Here is a 20,578-nt window from a genome sequence, read left to right on the forward strand (position 1 = left end):
GGGCAAATTAGCCAAAGAATGTCTCCACAACACGTCCTTGCAACTGCTGATTGAAAAACGGTGTGTTCTTACCACTCGATAGCATAGATTGCGCGGTTACTTGCCACTCAAGGTTAGGATCGACTAATACTGCACCGCCGATAGCTTCATACTGCTCGCTAATACCTGCGATTTTTGCAGGATTTAGGCAGATTTTGTCTACCAGTTGCGAGAGTGTTAACACCTCATCATTGACCAGCTGACAAGCCAACGCCATAAACGTATCGAAGTTTGAGATACCTGGTGTACTTTCGGCAAATGGTGCTTTTTTGGCGGTACTATTCAGTGGCTCGTGATGACTACAGATAGCGTCGATAGTGCCATCCTTTAACCCACGGCGGATTGCCTGCTGATCCGTATTACTACGTAACGGTGGCAATACATACGCCTGAGCATTAAAGCCTTCAAGGTTATCATCAGTTAAATAAAGCTGATGCATCGCAACATCACAAGTCACTGGCAGACCTTTGTCTTTTGCCCAGCGCATTAGCTCGATAGAGGACTTACAGGATAACTGGCTAAAATGAGCAGCGATTCCGGTCTCTTCCACCATCAATAGCTGCGTAGATAACGCAACAGTTTCCGCAATCCAAGGAATCCCTTGCAGACCATGATAAGAAGCAATATAGCCCTCATGTGCTACGCCATCTCCAGACAGACTTGGCTCATCAGGATAAAAGAATACTTTCATGCCAAAGGTTGCTGCGTATTCTAGTGTACGCAGCAATACTAAGTCATTGCGAAAAGGTCTACGCGCATTAGATACTGCGATACAGCCGCCCTTTTTAAGCCCTGCGATATTGGACGGTCGTTCGCCCTCTAACCCTGTGGTCAATGCACCCAAAATATGCAAGTAAATTCCGCCATCACTCAGGGCGCGCTCACGTAAACCTTTTAAGAGTGAGCCATTTTCTAAAATAGGATTGGTATCAGGTGGCGTCACCACATGCAAAAATCCATTACCACGAGCAGCGCTTCCTTCTGATTTTAACGTACCGTGTTGCTGTTGGCCTGGCTCACGCAAGCGCGCGCATAGATCTACTAGTGGTGGCAATAACCACATCTCACGGTTAGAATCGAGTGTAGACAGTTTTTCTGTTGCAGTTTGTGGCAATGCATCTTTAAATGCTTTTGGTAAATGGTCAAGAATGGGTGCATCCGTATTAAGCATGGTAGACATAACGTTATTACCGTATCAATAAAATGAAATAAATGAGAATAAGTCGCGCGGCAGGCTGTTTACTTGCCAGCCGCTTGATGAGCACGTTGACCTTCCATCGCAAGCGACAAGACCGCCATGCGAATGGCAATACCGTTATTTACCTGCTTTAAGATAACGGATTGTGCGCCATCAGCCACACTAGAGGCAATCTCAACACCGCGGTTCATCGGCCCTGGATGCATAACTAGCGCATCAGGTTTGGCAAGCGCTACTCGCTCCGGCGTGATCCCATAATGCTTATAGTATTCACTCGATGATGCTAAGAGCGGCGAACCGATACGCTCATTTTGTATTCTTAATCCCATGATCACATCACAATCAGTGACACACTCATCCATGTTTTCATATACTTGCACGCCAAAACGTTCGATACCTTTAGGCAGTAGAGTACGCGGCGCACACACACGGATGTCTGTCACACCTAGCGTTTGCAATGCACTGATATCAGAGCGTGCCACGCGTGAATGCTTAATATCACCAACGATTGCGATAGACAGCTCTTCGAATGGGCGCGGTGCCTCACGATGAATGGTCAACATGTCGAGCATTCCCTGAGTAGGATGCGCATGCCAGCCATCACCGCCATTAATAATTGCGATATCAGGCGTCACTTCTGTCGCCATAAAATGCGCGGCACCTGATGCTGAATGTCGAACTACAAAAATATCCGCAGTCATTGCCTGTAGATTCCACAGCGTATCGCGCAGACTCTCGCCTTTTTTGGTACTAGAACGTTCGATATCGATATTGAGTACATTGGCACCCAAGCGTTTTTCTGCCACCTCGAATGTCGTTCGTGTACGAGTCGATGGTTCGAAGAACAAATTCATGACCGTATAGCCGTCTAACTCAGGACGATTGATTAGCTGTCCATTATCATCAAAGAATGTCTCTGCTTTTGCGATAATAGCTTTGAGCTGTGCTTTATTAAGACCTTCAACACCTAAGAAATGTCTGATACTGCCATCGGTGTTGAGCTGCGGACGACTCAATGAGGTATTGAGCCTTTGATGAATCGTATTGGGATCAAATTTTGCATAATCAGTCGGTGAGACTGGTTGTGTAGCGCTACTATCGATAGAATTTGACATAATGGCGAGTCTTTATTGTGGGTTTATATGAGTCTATAGTAATCACTTATTCATCTTTGTTCGATCATTTATCACTGATAGGCATAGATACAAAGGACATTTTGACGCTTATTTGCTACAATTTACCGTAATCAAATTCGACCGAAAAATAGCCTCAGCAGACAATCAGAAAGCGTGAGTAGACATGCTGTATTCTCATAGAGAATAATTCTGACAAAACTATAAATGAATAACAATAGATATAGTGTAGCCGATTTTGTGGTCGGGACAAAGATGCCGTATTAGCTATTTAAGAATTTACCTATTTCAGGTGTGCTAAATGCCACCTACTTCTTTACTTTGACACCTATCCGTTCTTTTACTTTCCATACTATTTATTAGGAAGCCTTATGACGACCTTAGCAGACTATCTAAACCAACATGCTACTAGCCCTGCACTTAACGACGTGATTACCACTGTCACTGATGTCGGTAAGACGATTTCACAACTGCTCAGAAAAGGCGCTTTAGCAGACATTTTGGGCGAAGCGGGTAATCAAAACGTTCAAGGCGAAGATCAGAAAAAGCTAGACGTACTAGCAAATGACTTACTGCTAGATGCATTGGCAAAAAACGCACATTGTGCCGGTGTTGCGTCAGAAGAGCTCGATGATGCCACGCCTGCTAATGACGATGGTAGCCTATTAGTTTTGTTTGACCCATTAGATGGCTCATCAAATATTGATATCAATATGGCAGTAGGTACGATTTTTTCTGTGTTACCGTATGAGCGTCAAGGTCAAACCAGTAAAAACAGCGACTATCTACAGGCGGGTAACAAACAGCTAGCAGCTGGTTATCTATTATATGGTACCTCTACTGTACTAGCGCTAACCATCGCTGATAAAGTCGTGATGTTTAGCCTAGATCCAGAGACTTCTGACTATGTGCTGATAGAAGACAATGTTCAAATCGATGCCGATACAAGCGAATATGCTATCAATAGCTCAAATTATCGCTACTGGCGCGCGCCGATGCAGCAATATATTGATGAACTTATCGCTGGTGAAACAGGTGTACGTGGACGTGATTTCAATACGCGCTGGGTAGCCGCCATGGTTGGTGACGTCCATCGTATTTTATGTCGCGGTGGTCTGTTCACTTATCCGTTTGATACCAAATACGCTCATAAAGCGGGTAAACTACGCTTGATGTATGAAGCCAACCCAATGAGCTTATTGATTGAGCGCGCAGGTGGCGGTGCGACAGACGCCGTCAATCGTATCCTAGATATCGAACCGACTGATATTCATCAGCGTGTTCCTGTAGTACTCGGTAGCAAAAACGAAGTCAATTACGTGAAAGACTTACACGTAAATTATTCTGAATAAATAATTGATTGACGCACCTGTTAAGAGTAGCCAACATAATGCTAAATCAATAATAGGCATTGTGTTGGTTATCTAAACAACTCCTTTACTCTTCTCTAAGCGATCCACTATGGTATTAAATCCCACCGAGCTGATTACCTCAGATAAGAACACAACAGTGAAGCTTGTAAAAGCACTGTTGTCCCAAGCACGCCAGCGTAAAAAGAACGGTCAGACAGTCATAGAAGGCGTCCATTTGATAGATGCTGCGCTGCGTAGTGACTACCCTTTTGCTCAGATACTACTGTCTGAGTCAGCGCGTAGCCACCCTGAAGTTCAGCAGATATTGACTCGCCTGCCCACTTATACGCCTATCCTCACTTTGTCAGACTCACTTTATGAGAGTATTCGTAGCTTAGGTACTGGCATCGATATCATGGCGATAATCAAAGTACCAACGCCTAGTCTATCGATGATCGATGAAGACTGCTTAATCTTGAACGACGTGCAGGATAGCGGGAATGTTGGTACGCTGCTACGTACAGCAGCAGCCGTCGGTATCCAAAATATCCTATGTACCAGTGCGACCGCTCAAGCTTGGTCTCCCAAGACGCTACGAGCAGGTATGGGGGCACAGTTTGCACTGACTATTTATGAAGGCTTGAGTACGCAGGCTATTTTAGATCACGTACAAGTGCCACTTTTAGCGACTAGCTCACACACAGATACTATCATTTACGATCACGATTTATCTGCGCCTGTGGCTTGGATTATGGGTCATGAAGGCCAAGGCGTTAGCGACGATTTAATGCAATGTGCCACGCCGATAGCATTACCGCAGCCAAACGGGCAAGAGAGCTTAAATGTAGCGATTGCAGGGTCTTTATGTCTGTATGAGACCTTACGTCAAAGACAATACTCTTAACGTCCATTTATAACTGCTATTAGAACCTACCTAATCTATCAAGCATAAAAAAACCCACTACCAATTGATAGTGGGTTTTTTATTATCTGTCTATTACTGATATAGTAAAAGAAGTCTAAAACGGATATAAGGCAGCCAACTGCAGATTGTACAAGTAGTACATCTAAGGAGGGTAACGCCGTAGCCGTTTAGTAGTTCTGTGACTATATATTAAACCTTGCTAGTTAGCTCAGGCAATGCTTCAAATAGATCAGCTTCTAAGAAGTAATCAGCAACGCTAGCGATAGGTGCTTCTGGGTCATTGTTGATAGCAACGATGACTTTAGAATCTTTCATACCAGCCAAATGCTGAATCGCGCCTGAGATGCCAGCTGCGATATATAGCTGCGGTGCAACGATCTTACCCGTTTGACCGACCTGCATATCGTTTGGTACATATCCTGCGTCAACAGCAGCACGTGATGCACCAACAGCAGCGCCTAGCTTATCAGCCAATGGCTCAATGTACTTGGTGAAGTTTTCACCGTTTGCCAATGCACGACCACCAGAAACAACGATACCAGCTGAGGTCAATTCTGGACGATCAGACTTAGCCATTTCTTCGTTAACGAAGCTAGCTTTACCAGTTTCTTGTACGTTGTCGATAGTTTCAACAGTAGCTGAACCGCCTTCGCTTGCCACTGGGTCAAACGCAGTAGTACGTACTGTTAGTACCACTTTGTCTTCTGTCGTTTTCACTGTCGCCGTCGCATTACCTGCATAGATAGGACGCTCAAACGTTTGCGCATCTATCACACCTGAGATTTCAGACAGCATGCTGACGTCAAGTAACGCAGCAACGCGTGGCATAAAGTTTTTACCAGTCGTGGTCGCAGCCGCTAGGATATGGCTGTAATCACCAGCGATATCAGCAACCAATAGCGCCACGTTACCTGCCAATTGATGCTCATAAGCAGCGTTGTCAGCCAATAGTACTTTAGTCACGCCTTCTGCTTTTGCCGCTTCATCAGCAACAGCTTGGCTACCACTACCAGCAACCAATACATGGATATCATCACCCATTTGTTTAGCAGCAGCGATGGTGTTTAAAGTTGCCTTTTTTAGACTGGCATTGTCATGTTCTGCATATACCAAAATTGCCATGGTTTTAGTCCTTTATATATTCGTATTATCTATTCATGCGGTTGTTTGTGTACAAAGCTATTTGAGCAACTATCATTTAGTATGAAATAAAGCAGTCAAATTTAAAGCCTTGTACAGGATATGCCGTAGCGAAGTATCCAATCATTAAAACATTAAATGACTTTTGCTTCGTTTCTTAGCTTATCGACCAACTCATCAACTGACCCTACTGTAATACCAGCTTTACGGTCAGCAGGTGGCACGACTTTAATAATCTCTTGCTTAGATGTCATATCAACACCGAAATCTGCTGGCGTTTTCTCATCAAGTGGCTTTTTCTTCGCTTTCATGATGTTAGGCAATTTAGCATAACGTGGCTCATTCAAACGTAGATCAGTCGTGATAACTGCTGGCAAATCAAGAGCAACAGTTTGTAGGCCGCCATCGATTTCACGCGTTACGTTTACTTTGTCGCCTTCAACTTTCACTTCTGATGCAAACGTACCCTGACCGATACCCATCAATGCCGCTAGCATCTGACCAGTTTGGTTGTTGTCATCATCAATCGCTTGCTTACCTAATAAGATAATATCAGTGCTTTCAGCTTCGGCGATGCTTTTTAGAATCTTAGCAACTTGTAGTGGATATGGTTTTTCGTCACTTACAACTAATACACCACGGTCAGCACCTAGCGCTAGGGCTGCACGAATCTGCTCTTGTGACTCTTTTGGACCGATTGAAGCAACAATGATCTCATCAATGACGCCAGCTTCTTTTAGACGAACCGCTTCTTCTACCGCGATTTCATCAAAAGGGTTGATTGACATTTTAGTGTTTGATAAGTCAACGCCAGAGTTGTCGGCTTTTACACGAACTTTTACGTTATAATCAATGACACGCTTGACCGCTACTAATGCTTTCATACGTTCCTCGTTTATTAATGTTATGAGTTAAAAATTGTCAGTTAAGAACCAAAGGTTCGTTGTGGTTCAAATTGTCGTTCAAAATACTGCTCAAGGTTATTACTACATCAACAGAATATAGTTAACTAAGAAAGATGAGCCAATATCTAAGAGCATATTAGCATTGTATCTCTTACTAATGAAATCTGCTAAAGCTAAGCCAACCGTTATTATCAGACCTATGTATCTTGCGTCAGCAGGCAGATAAGGTCAAGACAACGCCGTGAATAATGCGTCATAAATTTGTCAACACTCTATAATAAATAGTCTATAAGCACATTGTTTCACGATTTTCATTATTTAACAGCTTAAAATGCTCATACCCTTTATAGCATTCTAAGCCTTAGCTTTACTTAATATTTTGTTATTATTTATCTCTTCAAAGTTAACGGATAAGAATAGTTAATCGAGTCAGATCTGCGAATTACTATTCTTACTAGCACCAAGCAATAATTCGCTATCACGTATATCGTCAAATAAAGACCAATCAGGTTCAACATCATTATTCTTGATGACACTCATATCACCTGTCGTCTCCATAATCACTGCAAACACTTCTGTTTTCGCTTTGATACCATTTTTACGTAGCACTTCCTGCACATCGCTAGTACTAAGATTTGCTTCTTTTAAGTTATCTTCTAAATATTCACCATGAGCCATTAGGATAATAGCTTGATTGTCTATCAAAGCTTTGAGCGGTTTTATTTTGCGTCTGATAACTGAGATAACGCCCTGAATCAAGAATAGCACCGCAACAGCGAATAACCCTTGAAATAGAGATGGCTTATCTGACAACACAGTCGACGCCAATATACTACCAATACCAACCGTCATCGCAAAATCATGGCTTGATAACTTGGAAAAACTGCGTAAACCCATCAATCGAGTAAACAACATCAGCCCTACATAAAAGCCTACAGCAGATAAAGAAATTCCGAGCACTTGTTGCCAGTCAATTGAAAGCCAATTTTCCCACTTCATAACATAACCTTATCTATTACATCTTTATTAAATCATTGTTCGTTATTACCTGATGATGTTGACTGTCAAAATCAATAGAACTTTACATTAGCAACACTTTGTCATGCCAAAAAAGCCCCATAAAAAAAGCAACCTGATAAGAGGTTGCTTTTTTTTAAAATCGATACAGTATTTTTATTGTTTTAACAAACAAAGTAATCAATGCGTATTGATAATCTTATTGTCATTAAGCTTTCTGGCAAGCAGTTAGCCTAATAATAAATGAGATTAGATAGCTTCGATTTGCTCAGCTTGTGGGCCTTTTTTGCCATCACCTAAGATGAAAGACACTTTTTGGCCTTCGGCTAGAGTTTTGAAACCGTTACCTTGGATAGCGCTGTAGTGAGCGAATACGTCTTGTCCGCCGTTGTCTTGAGCGATAAAACCAAAACCTTTAGCTTCATTAAACCACTTTACAGTGCCTTCAACTTTATCTGACATAAATTTTCCTGACTCTTTAACTGTTGGCGAGACTTGTGTCATCACCGATTAATTGATATATACCCTAATATTTTTTGCTAAATGCGGCGGCCAAAAATGCTAAATGTTCTTAAAGAAAATTTGGATTTTTTGCCTCAAATATTTTGAGTACAGTCTGATTATAACAGTTTTCCATGGTAGGAACAGTCTAAATTGCTGATTTTTGTAAATAAATACTAACCATTGTTGCAAGCTAACATCGATAGTAATCAGATCCATATCTTATTGATATAAAATAGTTTTTATTTATAGATGTACTACAATTTCATCAGTAAACCACTAATTAAATAAGTAGAAATAGATGATAGTAGGTTGGAATGTCAGTTACTGCAATGGTGATGTCGGTAGCCATGCTGAACTCAATACGAGCAAACATAACGCAAAAAACACCAATGAAAATGACTGACTATAGGCAATATACTTGGCTGGAATGACTAAGTCTTTAGGAGAGTCAGGGATGCCTTTGCGCTTCAGCAGCTTGGTACCATATATCCAACCGAAGGTCGTGTATATGCCATATGCTGCAGGCACTGCGATAGCTAACGGGGTCAAATCAACAACGTATAAAATCACCACTGATATGAAGAACCATAGAGTATCTAACAATGAACTAACTTTGAAGAACTTAGATTGAGGCAGTTTACCATCGGTCTGTTTGAGCATCTCCCCTTCTATCCAAATTAAAACTGCTACCACAGCGCTAAGAGTAATATATACGAATTGCGGCGTTAGCCAGTCTGAATAAGATATTTGCACAGCATACAACCTATTATCTATAGAAAGTGAGAATGAAGCATCCGCCCGCTTCGAATACTTAGAAACGGGTAAGAACAATGATGAATGTTAATCGCAAAGGCGCTTTAGCCAATGTTAAGGTGCCTGCTTATATTGGGCAGCAATTAATGATTTTCAACCGATAACCCTGATTCAAATCAAAGCGGAAAACATCTATCAAATACTTTGCATAAAAAAACCCGTGCTATCAAGTGATAACACGGGCTACTGCATCTAAATCAGACTTTTATCTGTATAAAACTTAGTTTTTGTCTTTATCAATGATTTTGTTACCACCGATCCATGGCATCATGCCACGTAGCTTAGCACCAGTGATTTCGATTTGATGATCAGCGTTGTTACGACGACGCGCAGTCATTGATGGATAGTTGGTTGCGCCTTCAGAGATGAACATCTTCGCGTATTCACCAGACTGGATGCGTTTTAGTGCATTACGCATGGCTTCACGTGACTGCTCGTTAATAACTTCAGGGCCAGTAACATATTCGCCATATTCAGCGTTGTTACTGATTGAGTAGTTCATGTCAGCGATGCCGCCTTCATACATCAAGTCAACGATAAGCTTTAGCTCATGTAGACATTCGAAATAAGCCATTTCTGGGGCATAGCCCGCTTCTGTTAGTGTCTCAAAGCCCATTTTAACCAGCTCTACTGCGCCACCACAAAGTACGGCTTGCTCACCGAATAGATCTGTCTCAGTCTCATCTTTGAACGTTGTTTCGATGATGCCTGAACGACCACCACCAACACCAGCAGCATACGATAATGCTAACTGTTTGGCTTGACCAGAAGCGTCTTGATAGATAGCGATAAGATCAGGGATACCGCCGCCTTTAGCGAACTCTGAACGTACAGTATGACCTGGTGCTTTTGGTGCAACCATGATGACATCAAGATCGCCACGTGGTACAACTTGGTTGTAATGAATCGCGAAACCATGAGCGAAAGCTAGTGTAGCGCCTTCTTTGATGTTTGGCTCGATCACATCATTATAAAGCTCTTTTTGGAACTCATCAGGCGTCAAAATCATGATAACGTCAGCAGCTTTTACCGCTTCTTCTACTTCAGCAACTTTTAGGCCAGCATTTTCAGCTTTTTTCCATGAGCTTGAGTTTGCACGTAAACCAACAGTTACATCGACGTCTGAATCTTGTAGGTTAAGCGCGTGTGCATGGCCTTGTGAACCATAACCGATAATGGCAACTTTTTTACCTTGGATAATAGATAGGTCACAATCTTTGTCATAATAAACGTTCATAAATAGAGTCCTTGTTCTCAATCATGGCTTGCCATGGATAGTAAGCGCTTATGCTGTAGTCAATATAATAACTAAGATAAGCGCTTTGTTGATTAGATAAATAAATATTGGTTTAAACTGGTTTTGATAAACAATTAAATGCTTAGGGTTTTTTCACCGCGGGCAATACCGATCACACCTGAGCGAACCACTTCCATAATACGCTCACGGCCAATCACATCGATAAAACCATCAAGTTTGGCTTTGTCGCCCACGATTTGAATCGTATATAAATTCGAATTTACATCGACGATTTGTGCGCGGAAAATGTCTGCGCTACGTTTAATCTCTTCACGAACACCGCCTGTTGCACGGACTTTAATAAGCATCAATTCACGCTCAACGTGTACGTTCTCCGTCAAATTAAGCACTTTAACCACTTCAATCAATTTATGCAATTGTTTGGTGATTTGCTCAATTCTTTCAGGTGACGTAATGGTCGTAACCGTTAGACGTGAAATACTTGGGTCATCAGTAGGCGCGACGTTCAAAGTTTCGATATTGTAGCCACGTTGCGAGAACAAGCCGACTAACCGCGACAACGAACCCGCTTCGTTTTCCATCAATACCGAAATCAGATGTTGTTGTTGCATTAGGTACGCTCCCCTTTTGTTAACCACATATCACGCATGGCCTGTCCAGCGATTTGCATTGGATATACATGCTCATTACGATCGACGTAAACATCGATAAATACCAGTTTGTCTTTCATAGCCATTGCTTCAGCCAATTGTGCTTCCATGGTCGCAGGGTCAGTAATTTTGATACCGACATGACCATAGCTTTCAGCCAGTTTGACAAAATCTGGTAAGGAGTTCATATAAGACTGGGCATGACGACCTTCATACAGCATATCTTGCCACTGCTTCACCATACCAAGCTGCGCATTATTAATGTTCAGAATTTTAACTGGTAAGTTATATTGCAAGCAGGTCGATAGCTCTTGGATATTCATCTGAATAGAGCCTTCACCAGTAATACAAACCACATCACGCTCAGGATTGGCAAGTTTGGCAGCCATTGCATACGGCAGACCAACACCCATGGTACCAAGACCACCTGAATTCAGCCATTGACGTGGCTCATTGTAAGTATAGTAAAGTGCCGCAAACATCTGATGCTGACCGACGTCACTTGTGATAATAGCGTTACTATTAGTCACTTTATCTAGAGCTTGTACGACACTTTGTGGCTTAATACCATTATCTGTGCTGGTGTCATAACGTAAGCCATGACGCTTACGCCACTCATTAATTTGTGACCACCAATCGAGCAATGCGTGCTGCTCTAACTGCTTGTCTTGACCAACAATCTCTAGCATGTCCGTTAAGACCGACTTCACATCACCTACGATAGGAATGTGCGCAAGAATCGTTTTTGAAATTGACGCAGGATCGATGTCGATATGAATGATGGTTGCGTTAGGGCAGAATTTTTTAACGTTATTGGTCACACGATCATCGAAACGCGCGCCGACAGCCAAAATCACATCAGCATGATGCATACTCATATTGGCTTCGTAAGTACCGTGCATGCCAAGCATACCTAAGAACTGACGATCAGAGCCAGGGAACGTACCAAGACCCATCAAGGTGTTGGTCACTGGTAAATTCAGACGATGTGCAAGATCTGTTAATTCTTCGTGTGCATTGCTCCAAATCACACCGCCGCCTGCATATACAACAGGACGCTGCGCTGCTAATAGCGTTTCAATGGCTTTTTTGATTTGACCGCTATGGCCTTTGAGTGAAGGCTGATAAGAGCGTATAAACACTTCTTCTGGATATTCGTAAGCAAATTTTTCGCTAGGCGCAGTCATGTCTTTTGGCACATCAATGACGACAGGGCCTGGGCGACCAGTCTGGGCAATATAAAATGCCTTTTTTACAATCATTGGAATTTCGCTAGCATGACGTACTTGGAAGCTATGCTTAACGATAGGACGAGATACACCAACCATATCTGTTTCTTGGAAAGCATCTTCACCGATTAGGCTGCTTGGCACCTGACCTGCGATTACCACCATTGGTACAGAGTCCATAAAGGCAGTAGCAATAGCTGTCACAGTATTGGTCGCACCAGGGCCTGATGTGGCCAACACGACGCCAGTATTACCAGTCACTCGCGAATAAGCATCGGCCATGTGGCCCGCTGCTTGCTCGTGACGTACTAAGATGTGCTCAATATTTTCTTGCTGAAACAGCGCATCATAAATGTGTAAGACCGCGCCACCTGGATAGCCAAAGATGTATTCGACACCTTCGTCAGTCAGTGCTTGCACCAGCATTTCAGCGCCCGATAGCATCACAGGCTGTGCACTACCTTCTGCAAGACGTTGTTGCTTTTGTTCAAAATTTTTGGCGGCATTACCCGTCTGGGTATGTCCCGTCATGTTCGGACTTTGCGTGGTTTGCGTCACTGTCATCACCTTTTTTTGCGGCGAGAATTTGCGGGATTCTATGAGTAGAAATAATTACTTACCGTCATTATTTCTACTTACTGAATGATCGCTAATTCTTGTCCATATCAAGAATATCTGCCTAATAGGTTTAATTAACACTGTCTGATAGGACAATACTAATCAAACATAGCAGTGTATTTTAGGTCAGCTTTGTGATGGATGTTTATCGATATACAGTGACAAGATGCGAGTGCATCTATAAAAGAAGGCGCTTATTATTGAGATTCGATACTAGCAAGTACCTATTGTGACTTTATTCGTGTGACTTTATTTGTACAGATGCATCGATATACACAAGCAAAAAAACTTCATAACCAATGCTAAATTATAAGATCTTTAGAACTTACAATAGGCTTTGGGGAAATCTCTCAACGGCGTACTATATCGCTTTTGATACAACTGCTAAAAACACATTTAGCACATTTCAAATAATAAGTTTATCTTAGTCATTGTAGACAGATAAGTCCGGAGACAATGTATCGCTATCAATAGTGGTCGTTTTGCCACTACGCTTGCTATATCATTATCACAAAGGAAATAAAACTGCGTAAGCTACCGATAAGTAACTCGTAGTTCTCATTCTCAAGTGCCACGGCAACATCGTAAAAGCCGCTCACTGACCAATCAACTGCTATTATATTCGATGGTTTACGAGTTATTGTCAAGAAAAACTTCTAAAGCCTATCCCAAACTATTAGTTATTAAATAATGTACATTGATAAGTATTATTTGCTAGAATCGATAGTCGATACATTATTACTACCAATAAAACGTTCAAGTGTTATATTTACACCCATATACATTTGATTTTTATTAAATAAGAGGATTGCTACTATGGCATATGCGTCTAAGATATATACCGCTGCCAAACTGTTGATGAGTACTGCGTGTATGCTAATGCTGTCCATGAATGCCAGTCAGGCTATTCAAGTTTATAAATCCATTGGGGCACACGGTGAAGTAAAATATAGCCAACATGCGCCGCAAGTCGGTAAAAATATCGAACTGATTGAGTTTCGTAGTGATGGTAGACAGAATAATGCAGGACAAATGGCAGGGAAAACAGATCCTAGCCAAAGCAGCAATGCTCAAACGGCAGAAGAACAACGAGTAGCAGCACTTGAAGCACGTATTAAAGAACAAGAAGCTCAAGCTAATGCTCAACGCTGCCAATCACTGCGTAATAACTTGACCAACCTAAATGTAGGCGGCCGTATCTATGAGATGGATGCCAACGGTAAACGTCAATATTTAGATGGTCGTGAGATTGAGCTTAAGCGCGAGCGCGTACAGCAAGCAATTACTCAGTATTGCTCTAACCCTTCTACCTAGCTAGACCTCTTGAAAGCAAATATCAAACTATCATAAGCTGCATGACGTGACGAATGGCTGCTGGCATATCCTGAGCTTGTAGCCCTCGTTGCCCCACTAGCAATGTATTGGTGTCGCTATTCGCTTGATTGACTAATACATCTCCTGCAAACCCATGTATAAGAACCGCTTGATGTAAGCTCCGTGCCTCTGCTGATAAGTCTTGCTGTGCTAATAGTCCAGCGGTCACCCCAGATAACACATCACCCATGCCAGCGGTTGCCATGCCAGCATTACCCACATTACAGACATATACTCTTTCTTTTCCCTCTTCTTGTTCTAACACTAACGATCCTGCCCCTTTTAATACCCAGTCACAACCATATGTTGCAGCGCACTGTTTTATAGCTTGCAGTCTATTGGACTCAATCTCACTTATCTTTTGATCAAGTAATCTAGCTGCTTCCCCACTATGCGGCGTCAAGCAAACCCGATGATCAGTACTGTATTCTCTTAACTCTGTTATTAGCTTGTGATTATCAATGTGCAGTGATGCTAAGTGATAAAGTCCATCAGCATCGATCACGATTGATTTTTCATTCTCTATAGCAGCCTGTACATAATTAATAAATAATGCTTTAGCTTTTTCGTCACGGCCAAGCCCCATCCCAATGGCAACGATACTAGCCTGCTTAATCAGACCTTCCACGCCGCTTATGTCATGTAAATTAATAGTCATCGCATCTGGTAATGAGGTCAATAGTGACCCGTGAAAAGCCTCATGACAGGCAACTGTTATTTTACCAGCACCTGTCGCCATCGTACTGGCCGCAGATAGTATGGCAGCACCGCCCATACCCTGAGAGCCATCAACGCGATTTCCGCCAATAACTAATACATGACCATAGCTGCCTTTATAGCTGTTTTGGCGACGCAGATTCATACTATGCGCAGCCGTCAGCAGCGTAGCAACTGGCTCAAATGCTTGAATGGCATTTTTCTCAGCTATCATATGATGACTAACTGTTTGCTGACATGCCTTTTGATAAGGTATTAACGGTATATCGACTACGTCTCCGCTATAGTCTGTACCGTCTTTAGTGTGTAGACCAAACTTGCGCGTAATCAAACATAGAGTCACGTCAGCTTGTATTGCTATGCGCTCAAACACCTCACCAGTAGAAGCCACTAACCCACTTGGAATATCGACTGCTATTGCTAAGGCGTTATTTTGTTGAGTAAAGTTATTAAAAACTTTAATAGCTGCTTTATAGGCTCCCTCTGGTGCACGATCTAAGCCAATACCAAATAATGCATCGATATAGATATCAGCTGGCAAGTTTATTTTATCCGCATCATCGTGACCAATAACGTCCTCAAAACGTTGATAGTGACAGTTGCTCGCTAAAGCTATCTGTAATGCCTTTGTCGCGTCAGTAATATTGCTACTATCTCTGTATCCATTGTTAGAGTTTTTAGAAGTTACTGATTGGTCATCGATAATAAAATCATCTTTACTAAAGCCAACTGTTATTACTTCTACTTGCCAGCCAGCTTGCTGTAAATAATGAGCGATAAGCCAACCATCACCGCCATTGTTACCTTTCCCTACCCAGATACTTGCCCGATGTGGATAAGCACTACGGTGATAAACGTTGGTATTGGTAGAATGGCTGGCACTGACGGTTTTTCGCTCATAAATCTGCTCTATTTGCTGTGTCATTTGCCAAGCGGCTTGTTTCATCAAACCAAAACTATTGTACCCCTCTGCAAACCAAGCCTGTTCCATCGCATAAATCTGCTTACTACTATATAGCGCAATAGGTTTTGTATTTTTTATAGGTGACAAATTGGTATTATTTCTCATAACTTATCCTTGGTGTTTCTACTCATTTTTTATTTTATCTAAATTTGGTTGCTCATTTCTCATATCAGCTTAGCAAAAGCTTATCTCGACTTATGTATCAATATGAATATGAGTTTATTTTCTTTTATACTTGCACTCATTGCTCACTGGCTTATCATAGCGGTATTTACATTATCTCTGATTGTCAGATATGAATAATCTGATTAAAACAAACGAGAAAACCATCTAATAAGCACCTACTATCTATGCCTACTGATAAAAACAAAATCGCCATTACGAACCCAACTGTATTTGCAACCACAGCTGATGTTAAGCAGTGGATTACAGCACAAGCACAGGCACTAGGATTTGCTGATTGTGGTTTTTTGTCTGTGCATCATCCTTTGTTTACTCAGCAGATTGAACAACTACAGAAGTGGCTAGATAAAGGCTATGAGGGCCAGCTGCAGTTTATGCACAATAATCATGACCTGCGCGCTCATCCTGATCAGTTAGTTGAGGGCGCAAAAACCATCATCAGCGTACGTATGGACTATCTAACTCAAGCACCCACACCGCGTGCTGTCACTGATAATGATCATCCCAATAAAGGCATCATCGCGCGTTATGCAAGAGGGCGCGACTACCATAAAACGATGCGTAGTCGTTTAAAGCAATTGGCTTTAAAGATAGAAACAATGCTCCCTGAATGGCAACATTTAGATATCGGTTCAGAGAAAGAATTTGTGTTTAGACCTTTTAGCGATTCGGCGCCTATCTTTGAGCGGCCTATTGCAGATGCAGCAGGTCTCGGTTGGACAGGTAAACATACACTACTTATAAATAAGCAAGCTGGCTCATTTTTTGTGCTTGGTGAGCTATTTTTGAGCCTTGAGCTACCCGACGATAAACCAGTCAAGGAGCATTGCGGTAGTTGTAGCGCTTGTATTGATATATGTCCTACTCAAGCAATTGTAGCGCCCCATGAGCTCAACGCCTCTGCTTGTATCTCCTATTTGACTATCGAACATGATGGTGTCATCGATACCAAATATCGACGAGCTATTGGTAATCGGGTCTTTGGCTGTGATGATTGTCAGTTAATCTGTCCATGGAATCGCTATGCCAATCTAACTACCGTTGATGATTTTGCACCAAGGCATGGACTGGATAATAGTAGCTTACTTGAATTATGGCAGTGGCAAGAAGCCGACTTTATGAAGAACACTCAAGGTAGTCCGCTTAGACGCACCGGCTATGTAAATTTTTTACGTAATATCGCTATCGGACTTGGCAATGCTAATGCTAGCTTAGAAGTAGTCGAACAGTTAAAATCTAAATTGACCTTACATAATGACATGCTAGATGAGCATATCGAATGGGCTCTAGCTGAGCAGCACAACAAGCTAGACTCGACTAATTAACCAATCACTTTATAACTATCAAATCTCCCTGAGATAAATTGGTTATTTGAAGTGTACAACATAAAAAAAGCCTCTTAATAATAAGAGACTTTTTTATTAGAATATCATATTCAAAATACTATCTTTCTATACGCTTCTTCTAGAATTATGGCTTAGGAATGCGTAACACTTGACCTGGATAGATTTTATCTGGATCAGATAACATTGGCTTGTTTGCTTCAAATATCTTTATGTAATCGCCAGATGAACCATAAACTTCTTTAGCAATCTTAGATAAACTGTCACCAGACTTTACCGTATACATTGTAGATTCAGGTGCATCTTCTTCGATATCGATGTTATCAATAACTTTTGCAACGTTTTGCACGTTACCGATAGCGATAATTGCTTTTTCACGATCAGCTTGGGTTTTAGCATTACCACTGATTTCTGCAGTATCTGTAGAACCATTATATTTAATTTTCAGGTTACTGATATTGAGGTTCTGCTGCTGAATACGGCGCAATAAAATATTGGCAACTGATTGTGCACTCGGTTCACTGCTTTGTACTGGTGTATTAGCATCTGCTTTCGTTTCTGTCTTAGCATCATGCTTTTCGTCATCACGGTTAAAAATCTTATCACCGATATCTTTTGCAAAGCTAAACATACCCATATATCTACTCCTTGAAATATTATTATTTATCATTCTTTTAATAAAACACGCAATCAAACAATATTTTAAATGTCTAACTGACGTCTTTTTCTACGACCTACTATTATAAGTATAGATAAAGTGAGTCGATGTAGATAGTAATAGTATGTTGAATAATGTTGAATTGACGTAGTCAATGTTAAATTCGATTGCTGCGTTCAAAGATAGTAATCATGCGCCCATAAAAAAACCGCCTATCTAATCAGATAAGCGGCATTATAAACCTGCTAAATAAGTAGCAGATTATAGTTGGGCTTGTACGTAATCAATTGCTTTTTGAACAGTAGTCAATTCTGCAGAATCTTCATCAGGAATAGTGATACCAAAATCACTTTCAAATGACATAACCAATTCAACTAGGTCTAAAGAATCTGCACCTAGGTCTTCCATGAATGAAGCATCGTTGTTAATGTCTTCAACATTCATACCTAGTTGCTCAGCTACTGCTGCTTTTACTCTTAGCTCGATATCATTACTCATGTAGATCACTCCGTTATCATCTATTATTTTTAATAAACTGCTATAGCGCCTTATTTAACGCCATAGCATGGTATATAAAATGCGTTTGCCAGACTAGCAATGCTGTCTGAGTACTCTATGACATGTTATACAGTCTGTCTGATGTCTAATAAAGCCCTGCTATCATACAGGGCTTTGACTCAAAAGTATCCGTCATTATAGCACCCTTTATTATAGTTTACACTCGTTCACACAGTTTTTTATTATAACTATGTAACGCTCGTATATTGACTACATATACATGCCGCCATTGACAGGAATAACGGCGCCTGTGATATAGCTGGCCTCGTCGCTAGCCAAGAAATGTACCGCTGCAGCGATGTCTTCTGGCTGACCAAGACGGCTGATAGGTACAGCATCTAACATAGAGTTCAATAGGCGCTCATCAAGCTCATCTGTCATATCCGTTTCGATCAAGCCTGGTGCCACGCAGTTGATGGTCACTTGGCGTGAACCAATCTCACGTGCAAGCGTACGGCTAAACCCTTCTACGCCAGCTTTGGTCGCCGCATAGTTAGATTGACCTGCATTGCCCATTTGAGCGACGACAGAGGTAATGTTAATAATACGGCCACGGCGTGCTTTCATCATACCGCGTACGGCACGTTTGCTCATGCGATATACCGATGTCAAATTGGTATCGATAACATTTTCCCAATCTTCATCTTTCATGCGCATCAGTAGGCCATCTTGAGTGATACCAGCATTGTTAACCAATACTTGTACCGCGCCATAAACGCTTTCAATCTCTTCAAACAGTTTGTCGATTTGAGCAGTATCACGTACGTCTAAAACACGACCAATACCGCCAGTGTCATGAAGGTAGTCATCGATAAGCTCAGCGCCCTTCTCGGTGGTCGCAGTTCCAATGACAAAATGTCCTTCTTTAGCAAAACGCTTGGCCACTGCTTTGCCGATACCTCGGCTAGCGCCAGTTACTAATGTAATCGTACGGCTCATGATAACACCTCCAATAATTTTTCTAGACGGGCAGGCTTGTCAGTAGGATAGCTGGCGATTGGCTGCGCCTGACGCTTCGCCAAATTGCTCAGTACATTACCACTGCCGCATTCAATTAAGATATTAATTTGCTTATCAGCTAGCTCTTGCATAGTTTTTGACCACAATACTGGCTCACTGAGCTGTTCGGTCAATGCTTGCTTGATACCGACCGCACTAGTTTCAACACGCGCATAGCGATTTTGTATAACAGGAATGGTTGCCTGATCAAACTTGATACCCGCTAGTATCTCAGCCAATGCATTGCTGGCAGGTTCCATAAGTGCGCAATGAGATGGCACACTCACTTTTAGAGGAACAGATTTTTTGCCCGTGTTTTTGACTTTATCAATAACAGCATTAACACCAGCAGCGTTACCCGAGATAACCACTTGTCCTGGACTATTAAAGTTGGCTGCACCGACTACCGCATCTTCGACGTGTTCGGTTGCTTGCTCACACAAGTTTTCAACTCGGTTGTCTTCTAGTCCTAATACTGCAGCCATAGCAGTATCAACACCTACAACGGCCTCTTGCATCAACTGACCGCGCTTATGTACTAAAGTGACTGCATCACCAAGCGATATCACATTGGCAGCACACAGGGCACTGTACTCGCCCAGAGAGTGACCAGCTAAATAACAAGGCGTCTCTTCTATTTTTTGTTGTAGGACACGCCAAATAGCAATACTAGCTGTCAAAAGCGCAGGCTGAGTATATTGGGTTTGATTGAGTTTTTCTTCGTCCTGACAGATTGCCCACAAATCCTCACCAAGCGCATCACTCGCTTCGGTAAATGTATCGCGTATCTCTGGATAGATTTCGGCAAGCTCACTCGTCATTGCGACTGCTTGAGATCCTTGTCCAGGAAAAATGACCGCGATACGAGCGGGTTGCTTTTTTACCATATCGGGTACAGAAGCCATAACCAATATTCCTTATCTGATTAGAAATATCCCTAAAAACAATGGGGTGTATTATATTATTAGATATTATACAAAGCCGCTACTTCAAGTATTTAT

19 protein-coding genes are annotated in these 20,578 nt (G+C 41.9%); 4 read left to right on the forward strand and 15 right to left on the reverse strand.

All coding sequences use genetic code 11. The features are described 5' to 3' along the window. Window positions 1–7: 7 nt before the first annotated feature. Window positions 8–1,219, reverse strand: coding sequence for a dihydroorotase (locus tag ACTXGF_RS24265; protein ID WP_443535452.1), 1,212 nt, complete (start codon window positions 1,217–1,219; stop codon window positions 8–10). A gap of 59 nt (window positions 1,220–1,278) precedes the next feature. Continuing rightward, window positions 1,279–2,352 carry an aspartate carbamoyltransferase catalytic subunit gene (locus tag ACTXGF_RS24270; RefSeq protein WP_397476390.1) on the reverse strand — a complete coding sequence of 358 codons (1,074 nt, stop codon included), beginning with the start codon at window positions 2,350–2,352 and terminating at the stop codon, window positions 1,279–1,281. Window positions 2,353–2,741: 389 nt separating this feature from the next. Here ACTXGF_RS24270 and ACTXGF_RS24275 point away from each other — a divergent pair, with 389 nt between their 5' ends. After that, window positions 2,742–3,722: a class 1 fructose-bisphosphatase gene (locus tag ACTXGF_RS24275; protein WP_443535450.1), complete on the forward strand. Its 981-nt coding sequence runs from the start codon at window positions 2,742–2,744 to the stop codon at window positions 3,720–3,722. A 109-nt stretch (window positions 3,723–3,831) separates the two neighbouring features. Continuing rightward, the gene (locus ACTXGF_RS24280) at window positions 3,832–4,626 is read left to right on the forward strand and encodes a TrmH family RNA methyltransferase (protein WP_443535449.1); all 795 of its coding nucleotides are present in this window, start codon (window positions 3,832–3,834) and stop codon (window positions 4,624–4,626) included. A gap of 210 nt (window positions 4,627–4,836) precedes the next feature. Here ACTXGF_RS24280 and ACTXGF_RS24285 read toward each other — a convergent pair whose 3' ends face one another. The 8 genes from ACTXGF_RS24285 to ACTXGF_RS24320 form a co-directional block, all read right to left on the reverse strand. Continuing rightward, a complete protein-coding gene (locus ACTXGF_RS24285; protein ID WP_114701677.1) occupies window positions 4,837–5,769 on the reverse strand; it encodes an electron transfer flavoprotein subunit alpha/FixB family protein in 933 nt (310 codons plus the stop codon). A gap of 152 nt (window positions 5,770–5,921) precedes the next feature. Further along, complete coding sequence (locus ACTXGF_RS24290; protein ID WP_057758837.1) at window positions 5,922–6,671, reverse strand: electron transfer flavoprotein subunit beta/FixA family protein; 750 nt, start codon at window positions 6,669–6,671, stop codon at window positions 5,922–5,924. Window positions 6,672–7,121: 450 nt separating this feature from the next. Then, complete coding sequence (locus ACTXGF_RS24295; RefSeq protein ID WP_443535447.1) at window positions 7,122–7,691, reverse strand: DUF421 domain-containing protein; 570 nt, start codon at window positions 7,689–7,691, stop codon at window positions 7,122–7,124. Between the two features lie 267 nt (window positions 7,692–7,958). Further along, window positions 7,959–8,171: a cold-shock protein gene (locus ACTXGF_RS24300; protein WP_057758834.1), complete on the reverse strand. Its 213-nt coding sequence runs from the start codon at window positions 8,169–8,171 to the stop codon at window positions 7,959–7,961. Window positions 8,172–8,534: 363 nt separating this feature from the next. Continuing rightward, a complete protein-coding gene (locus ACTXGF_RS24305; protein ID WP_443535445.1) occupies window positions 8,535–8,966 on the reverse strand; it encodes a hypothetical protein in 432 nt (143 codons plus the stop codon). 280 nt (window positions 8,967–9,246) lie between these two features. Continuing rightward, entirely contained in the window at window positions 9,247–10,263 is a 1,017-nt protein-coding gene (gene ilvC, locus ACTXGF_RS24310; protein ID WP_101204856.1) for a ketol-acid reductoisomerase, read from the reverse strand. Window positions 10,264–10,397: 134 nt separating this feature from the next. After that, on the reverse strand, window positions 10,398–10,895 hold the full coding sequence (gene ilvN, locus ACTXGF_RS24315; protein WP_057758828.1) for an acetolactate synthase small subunit: 498 nt from the start codon (window positions 10,893–10,895) through the stop codon (window positions 10,398–10,400). Continuing rightward, entirely contained in the window at window positions 10,895–12,607 is a 1,713-nt protein-coding gene (locus ACTXGF_RS24320) for an acetolactate synthase 3 large subunit (protein ID WP_197411831.1), read from the reverse strand. Before ACTXGF_RS24320 ends, ilvN begins: the two co-directional genes overlap by 1 nt. 990 nt (window positions 12,608–13,597) lie before the next feature. Here ACTXGF_RS24320 and ACTXGF_RS24325 point away from each other — a divergent pair. Beyond that, the gene (locus ACTXGF_RS24325; RefSeq protein ID WP_443535443.1) at window positions 13,598–14,095 is read left to right on the forward strand and encodes a DUF4124 domain-containing protein; all 498 of its coding nucleotides are present in this window, start codon (window positions 13,598–13,600) and stop codon (window positions 14,093–14,095) included. 22 nt (window positions 14,096–14,117) lie between these two features. Here the strand turns inward: ACTXGF_RS24325 and ACTXGF_RS24330 are convergent, their stop codons facing one another. Then, a complete protein-coding gene (locus ACTXGF_RS24330; RefSeq protein WP_443535441.1) occupies window positions 14,118–15,941 on the reverse strand; it encodes an NAD(P)H-hydrate dehydratase in 1,824 nt (607 codons plus the stop codon). 245 nt (window positions 15,942–16,186) lie between these two features. On the opposite strand from ACTXGF_RS24330, the gene queG reads away from it, so the two are divergent. After that, window positions 16,187–17,344, forward strand: a complete 1,158-nt coding sequence (gene queG / locus ACTXGF_RS24335) for a tRNA epoxyqueuosine(34) reductase QueG (RefSeq protein ID WP_443535439.1) — start codon at window positions 16,187–16,189, stop codon at window positions 17,342–17,344. A 145-nt stretch (window positions 17,345–17,489) separates the two neighbouring features. Here the strand turns inward: queG and lysM are convergent, their stop codons facing one another. The 4 genes from lysM to fabD form a co-directional block, all read right to left on the reverse strand. After that, on the reverse strand, window positions 17,490–17,999 hold the full coding sequence (gene lysM, locus ACTXGF_RS24340) for a peptidoglycan-binding protein LysM (protein ID WP_443535438.1): 510 nt from the start codon (window positions 17,997–17,999) through the stop codon (window positions 17,490–17,492). Between the two features lie 282 nt (window positions 18,000–18,281). Beyond that, the gene (gene acpP, locus ACTXGF_RS24345; protein ID WP_057758815.1) at window positions 18,282–18,518 is read right to left on the reverse strand and encodes an acyl carrier protein; all 237 of its coding nucleotides are present in this window, start codon (window positions 18,516–18,518) and stop codon (window positions 18,282–18,284) included. Between the two features lie 270 nt (window positions 18,519–18,788). Beyond that, a complete protein-coding gene (gene fabG / locus ACTXGF_RS24350) occupies window positions 18,789–19,517 on the reverse strand; it encodes a 3-oxoacyl-ACP reductase FabG (RefSeq protein ID WP_057758813.1) in 729 nt (242 codons plus the stop codon). Further along, window positions 19,514–20,482: an ACP S-malonyltransferase gene (fabD, locus tag ACTXGF_RS24355; RefSeq protein ID WP_191114795.1), complete on the reverse strand. Its 969-nt coding sequence runs from the start codon at window positions 20,480–20,482 to the stop codon at window positions 19,514–19,516. Before fabD ends, fabG begins: the two co-directional genes overlap by 4 nt. Window positions 20,483–20,578 lie beyond the last annotated feature (96 nt).

It is taken from the genome of Psychrobacter sp. 1Y6 (assembly GCF_052258385.2).
Lineage (GTDB): Bacteria > Pseudomonadota > Gammaproteobacteria > Pseudomonadales > Moraxellaceae > Psychrobacter.

Coding starts and splice junctions, on each gene's coding strand:
- fabD (WP_191114795.1), bottom strand. CDS start 20,482: ATGGCTTCTGTACCCGATATGGTAAAAAAGCAACCCGCTCGTATCGCG.
- lysM (WP_443535438.1), bottom strand. CDS start 17,999: ATGGGTATGTTTAGCTTTGCAAAAGATATCGGTGATAAGATTTTTAAC.
- ACTXGF_RS24300 (WP_057758834.1), bottom strand. CDS start 8,171: ATGTCAGATAAAGTTGAAGGCACTGTAAAGTGGTTTAATGAAGCTAAA.
- ilvC (WP_101204856.1), bottom strand. CDS start 10,263: ATGAACGTTTATTATGACAAAGATTGTGACCTATCTATTATCCAAGGT.
- ACTXGF_RS24285 (WP_114701677.1), bottom strand. CDS start 5,769: ATGGCAATTTTGGTATATGCAGAACATGACAATGCCAGTCTAAAAAAG.
- fabG (WP_057758813.1), bottom strand. CDS start 19,517: ATGAGCCGTACGATTACATTAGTAACTGGCGCTAGCCGAGGTATCGGC.
- ACTXGF_RS24290 (WP_057758837.1), bottom strand. CDS start 6,671: ATGAAAGCATTAGTAGCGGTCAAGCGTGTCATTGATTATAACGTAAAA.
- ACTXGF_RS24295 (WP_443535447.1), bottom strand. CDS start 7,691: ATGAAGTGGGAAAATTGGCTTTCAATTGACTGGCAACAAGTGCTCGGA.
- ACTXGF_RS24270 (WP_397476390.1), bottom strand. CDS start 2,352: ATGTCAAATTCTATCGATAGTAGCGCTACACAACCAGTCTCACCGACT.
- ACTXGF_RS24280 (WP_443535449.1), top strand. CDS start 3,832: ATGGTATTAAATCCCACCGAGCTGATTACCTCAGATAAGAACACAACA.
- queG (WP_443535439.1), top strand. CDS start 16,187: ATGCCTACTGATAAAAACAAAATCGCCATTACGAACCCAACTGTATTT.
- acpP (WP_057758815.1), bottom strand. CDS start 18,518: ATGAGTAATGATATCGAGCTAAGAGTAAAAGCAGCAGTAGCTGAGCAA.
- ACTXGF_RS24265 (WP_443535452.1), bottom strand. CDS start 1,219: ATGTCTACCATGCTTAATACGGATGCACCCATTCTTGACCATTTACCA.
- ACTXGF_RS24330 (WP_443535441.1), bottom strand. CDS start 15,941: ATGAGAAATAATACCAATTTGTCACCTATAAAAAATACAAAACCTATT.
- ACTXGF_RS24275 (WP_443535450.1), top strand. CDS start 2,742: ATGACGACCTTAGCAGACTATCTAAACCAACATGCTACTAGCCCTGCA.
- ilvN (WP_057758828.1), bottom strand. CDS start 10,895: ATGCAACAACAACATCTGATTTCGGTATTGATGGAAAACGAAGCGGGT.
- ACTXGF_RS24325 (WP_443535443.1), top strand. CDS start 13,598: ATGGCATATGCGTCTAAGATATATACCGCTGCCAAACTGTTGATGAGT.
- ACTXGF_RS24320 (WP_197411831.1), bottom strand. CDS start 12,607: ATGCTATCGGGCGCTGAAATGCTGGTGCAAGCACTGACTGACGAAGGT.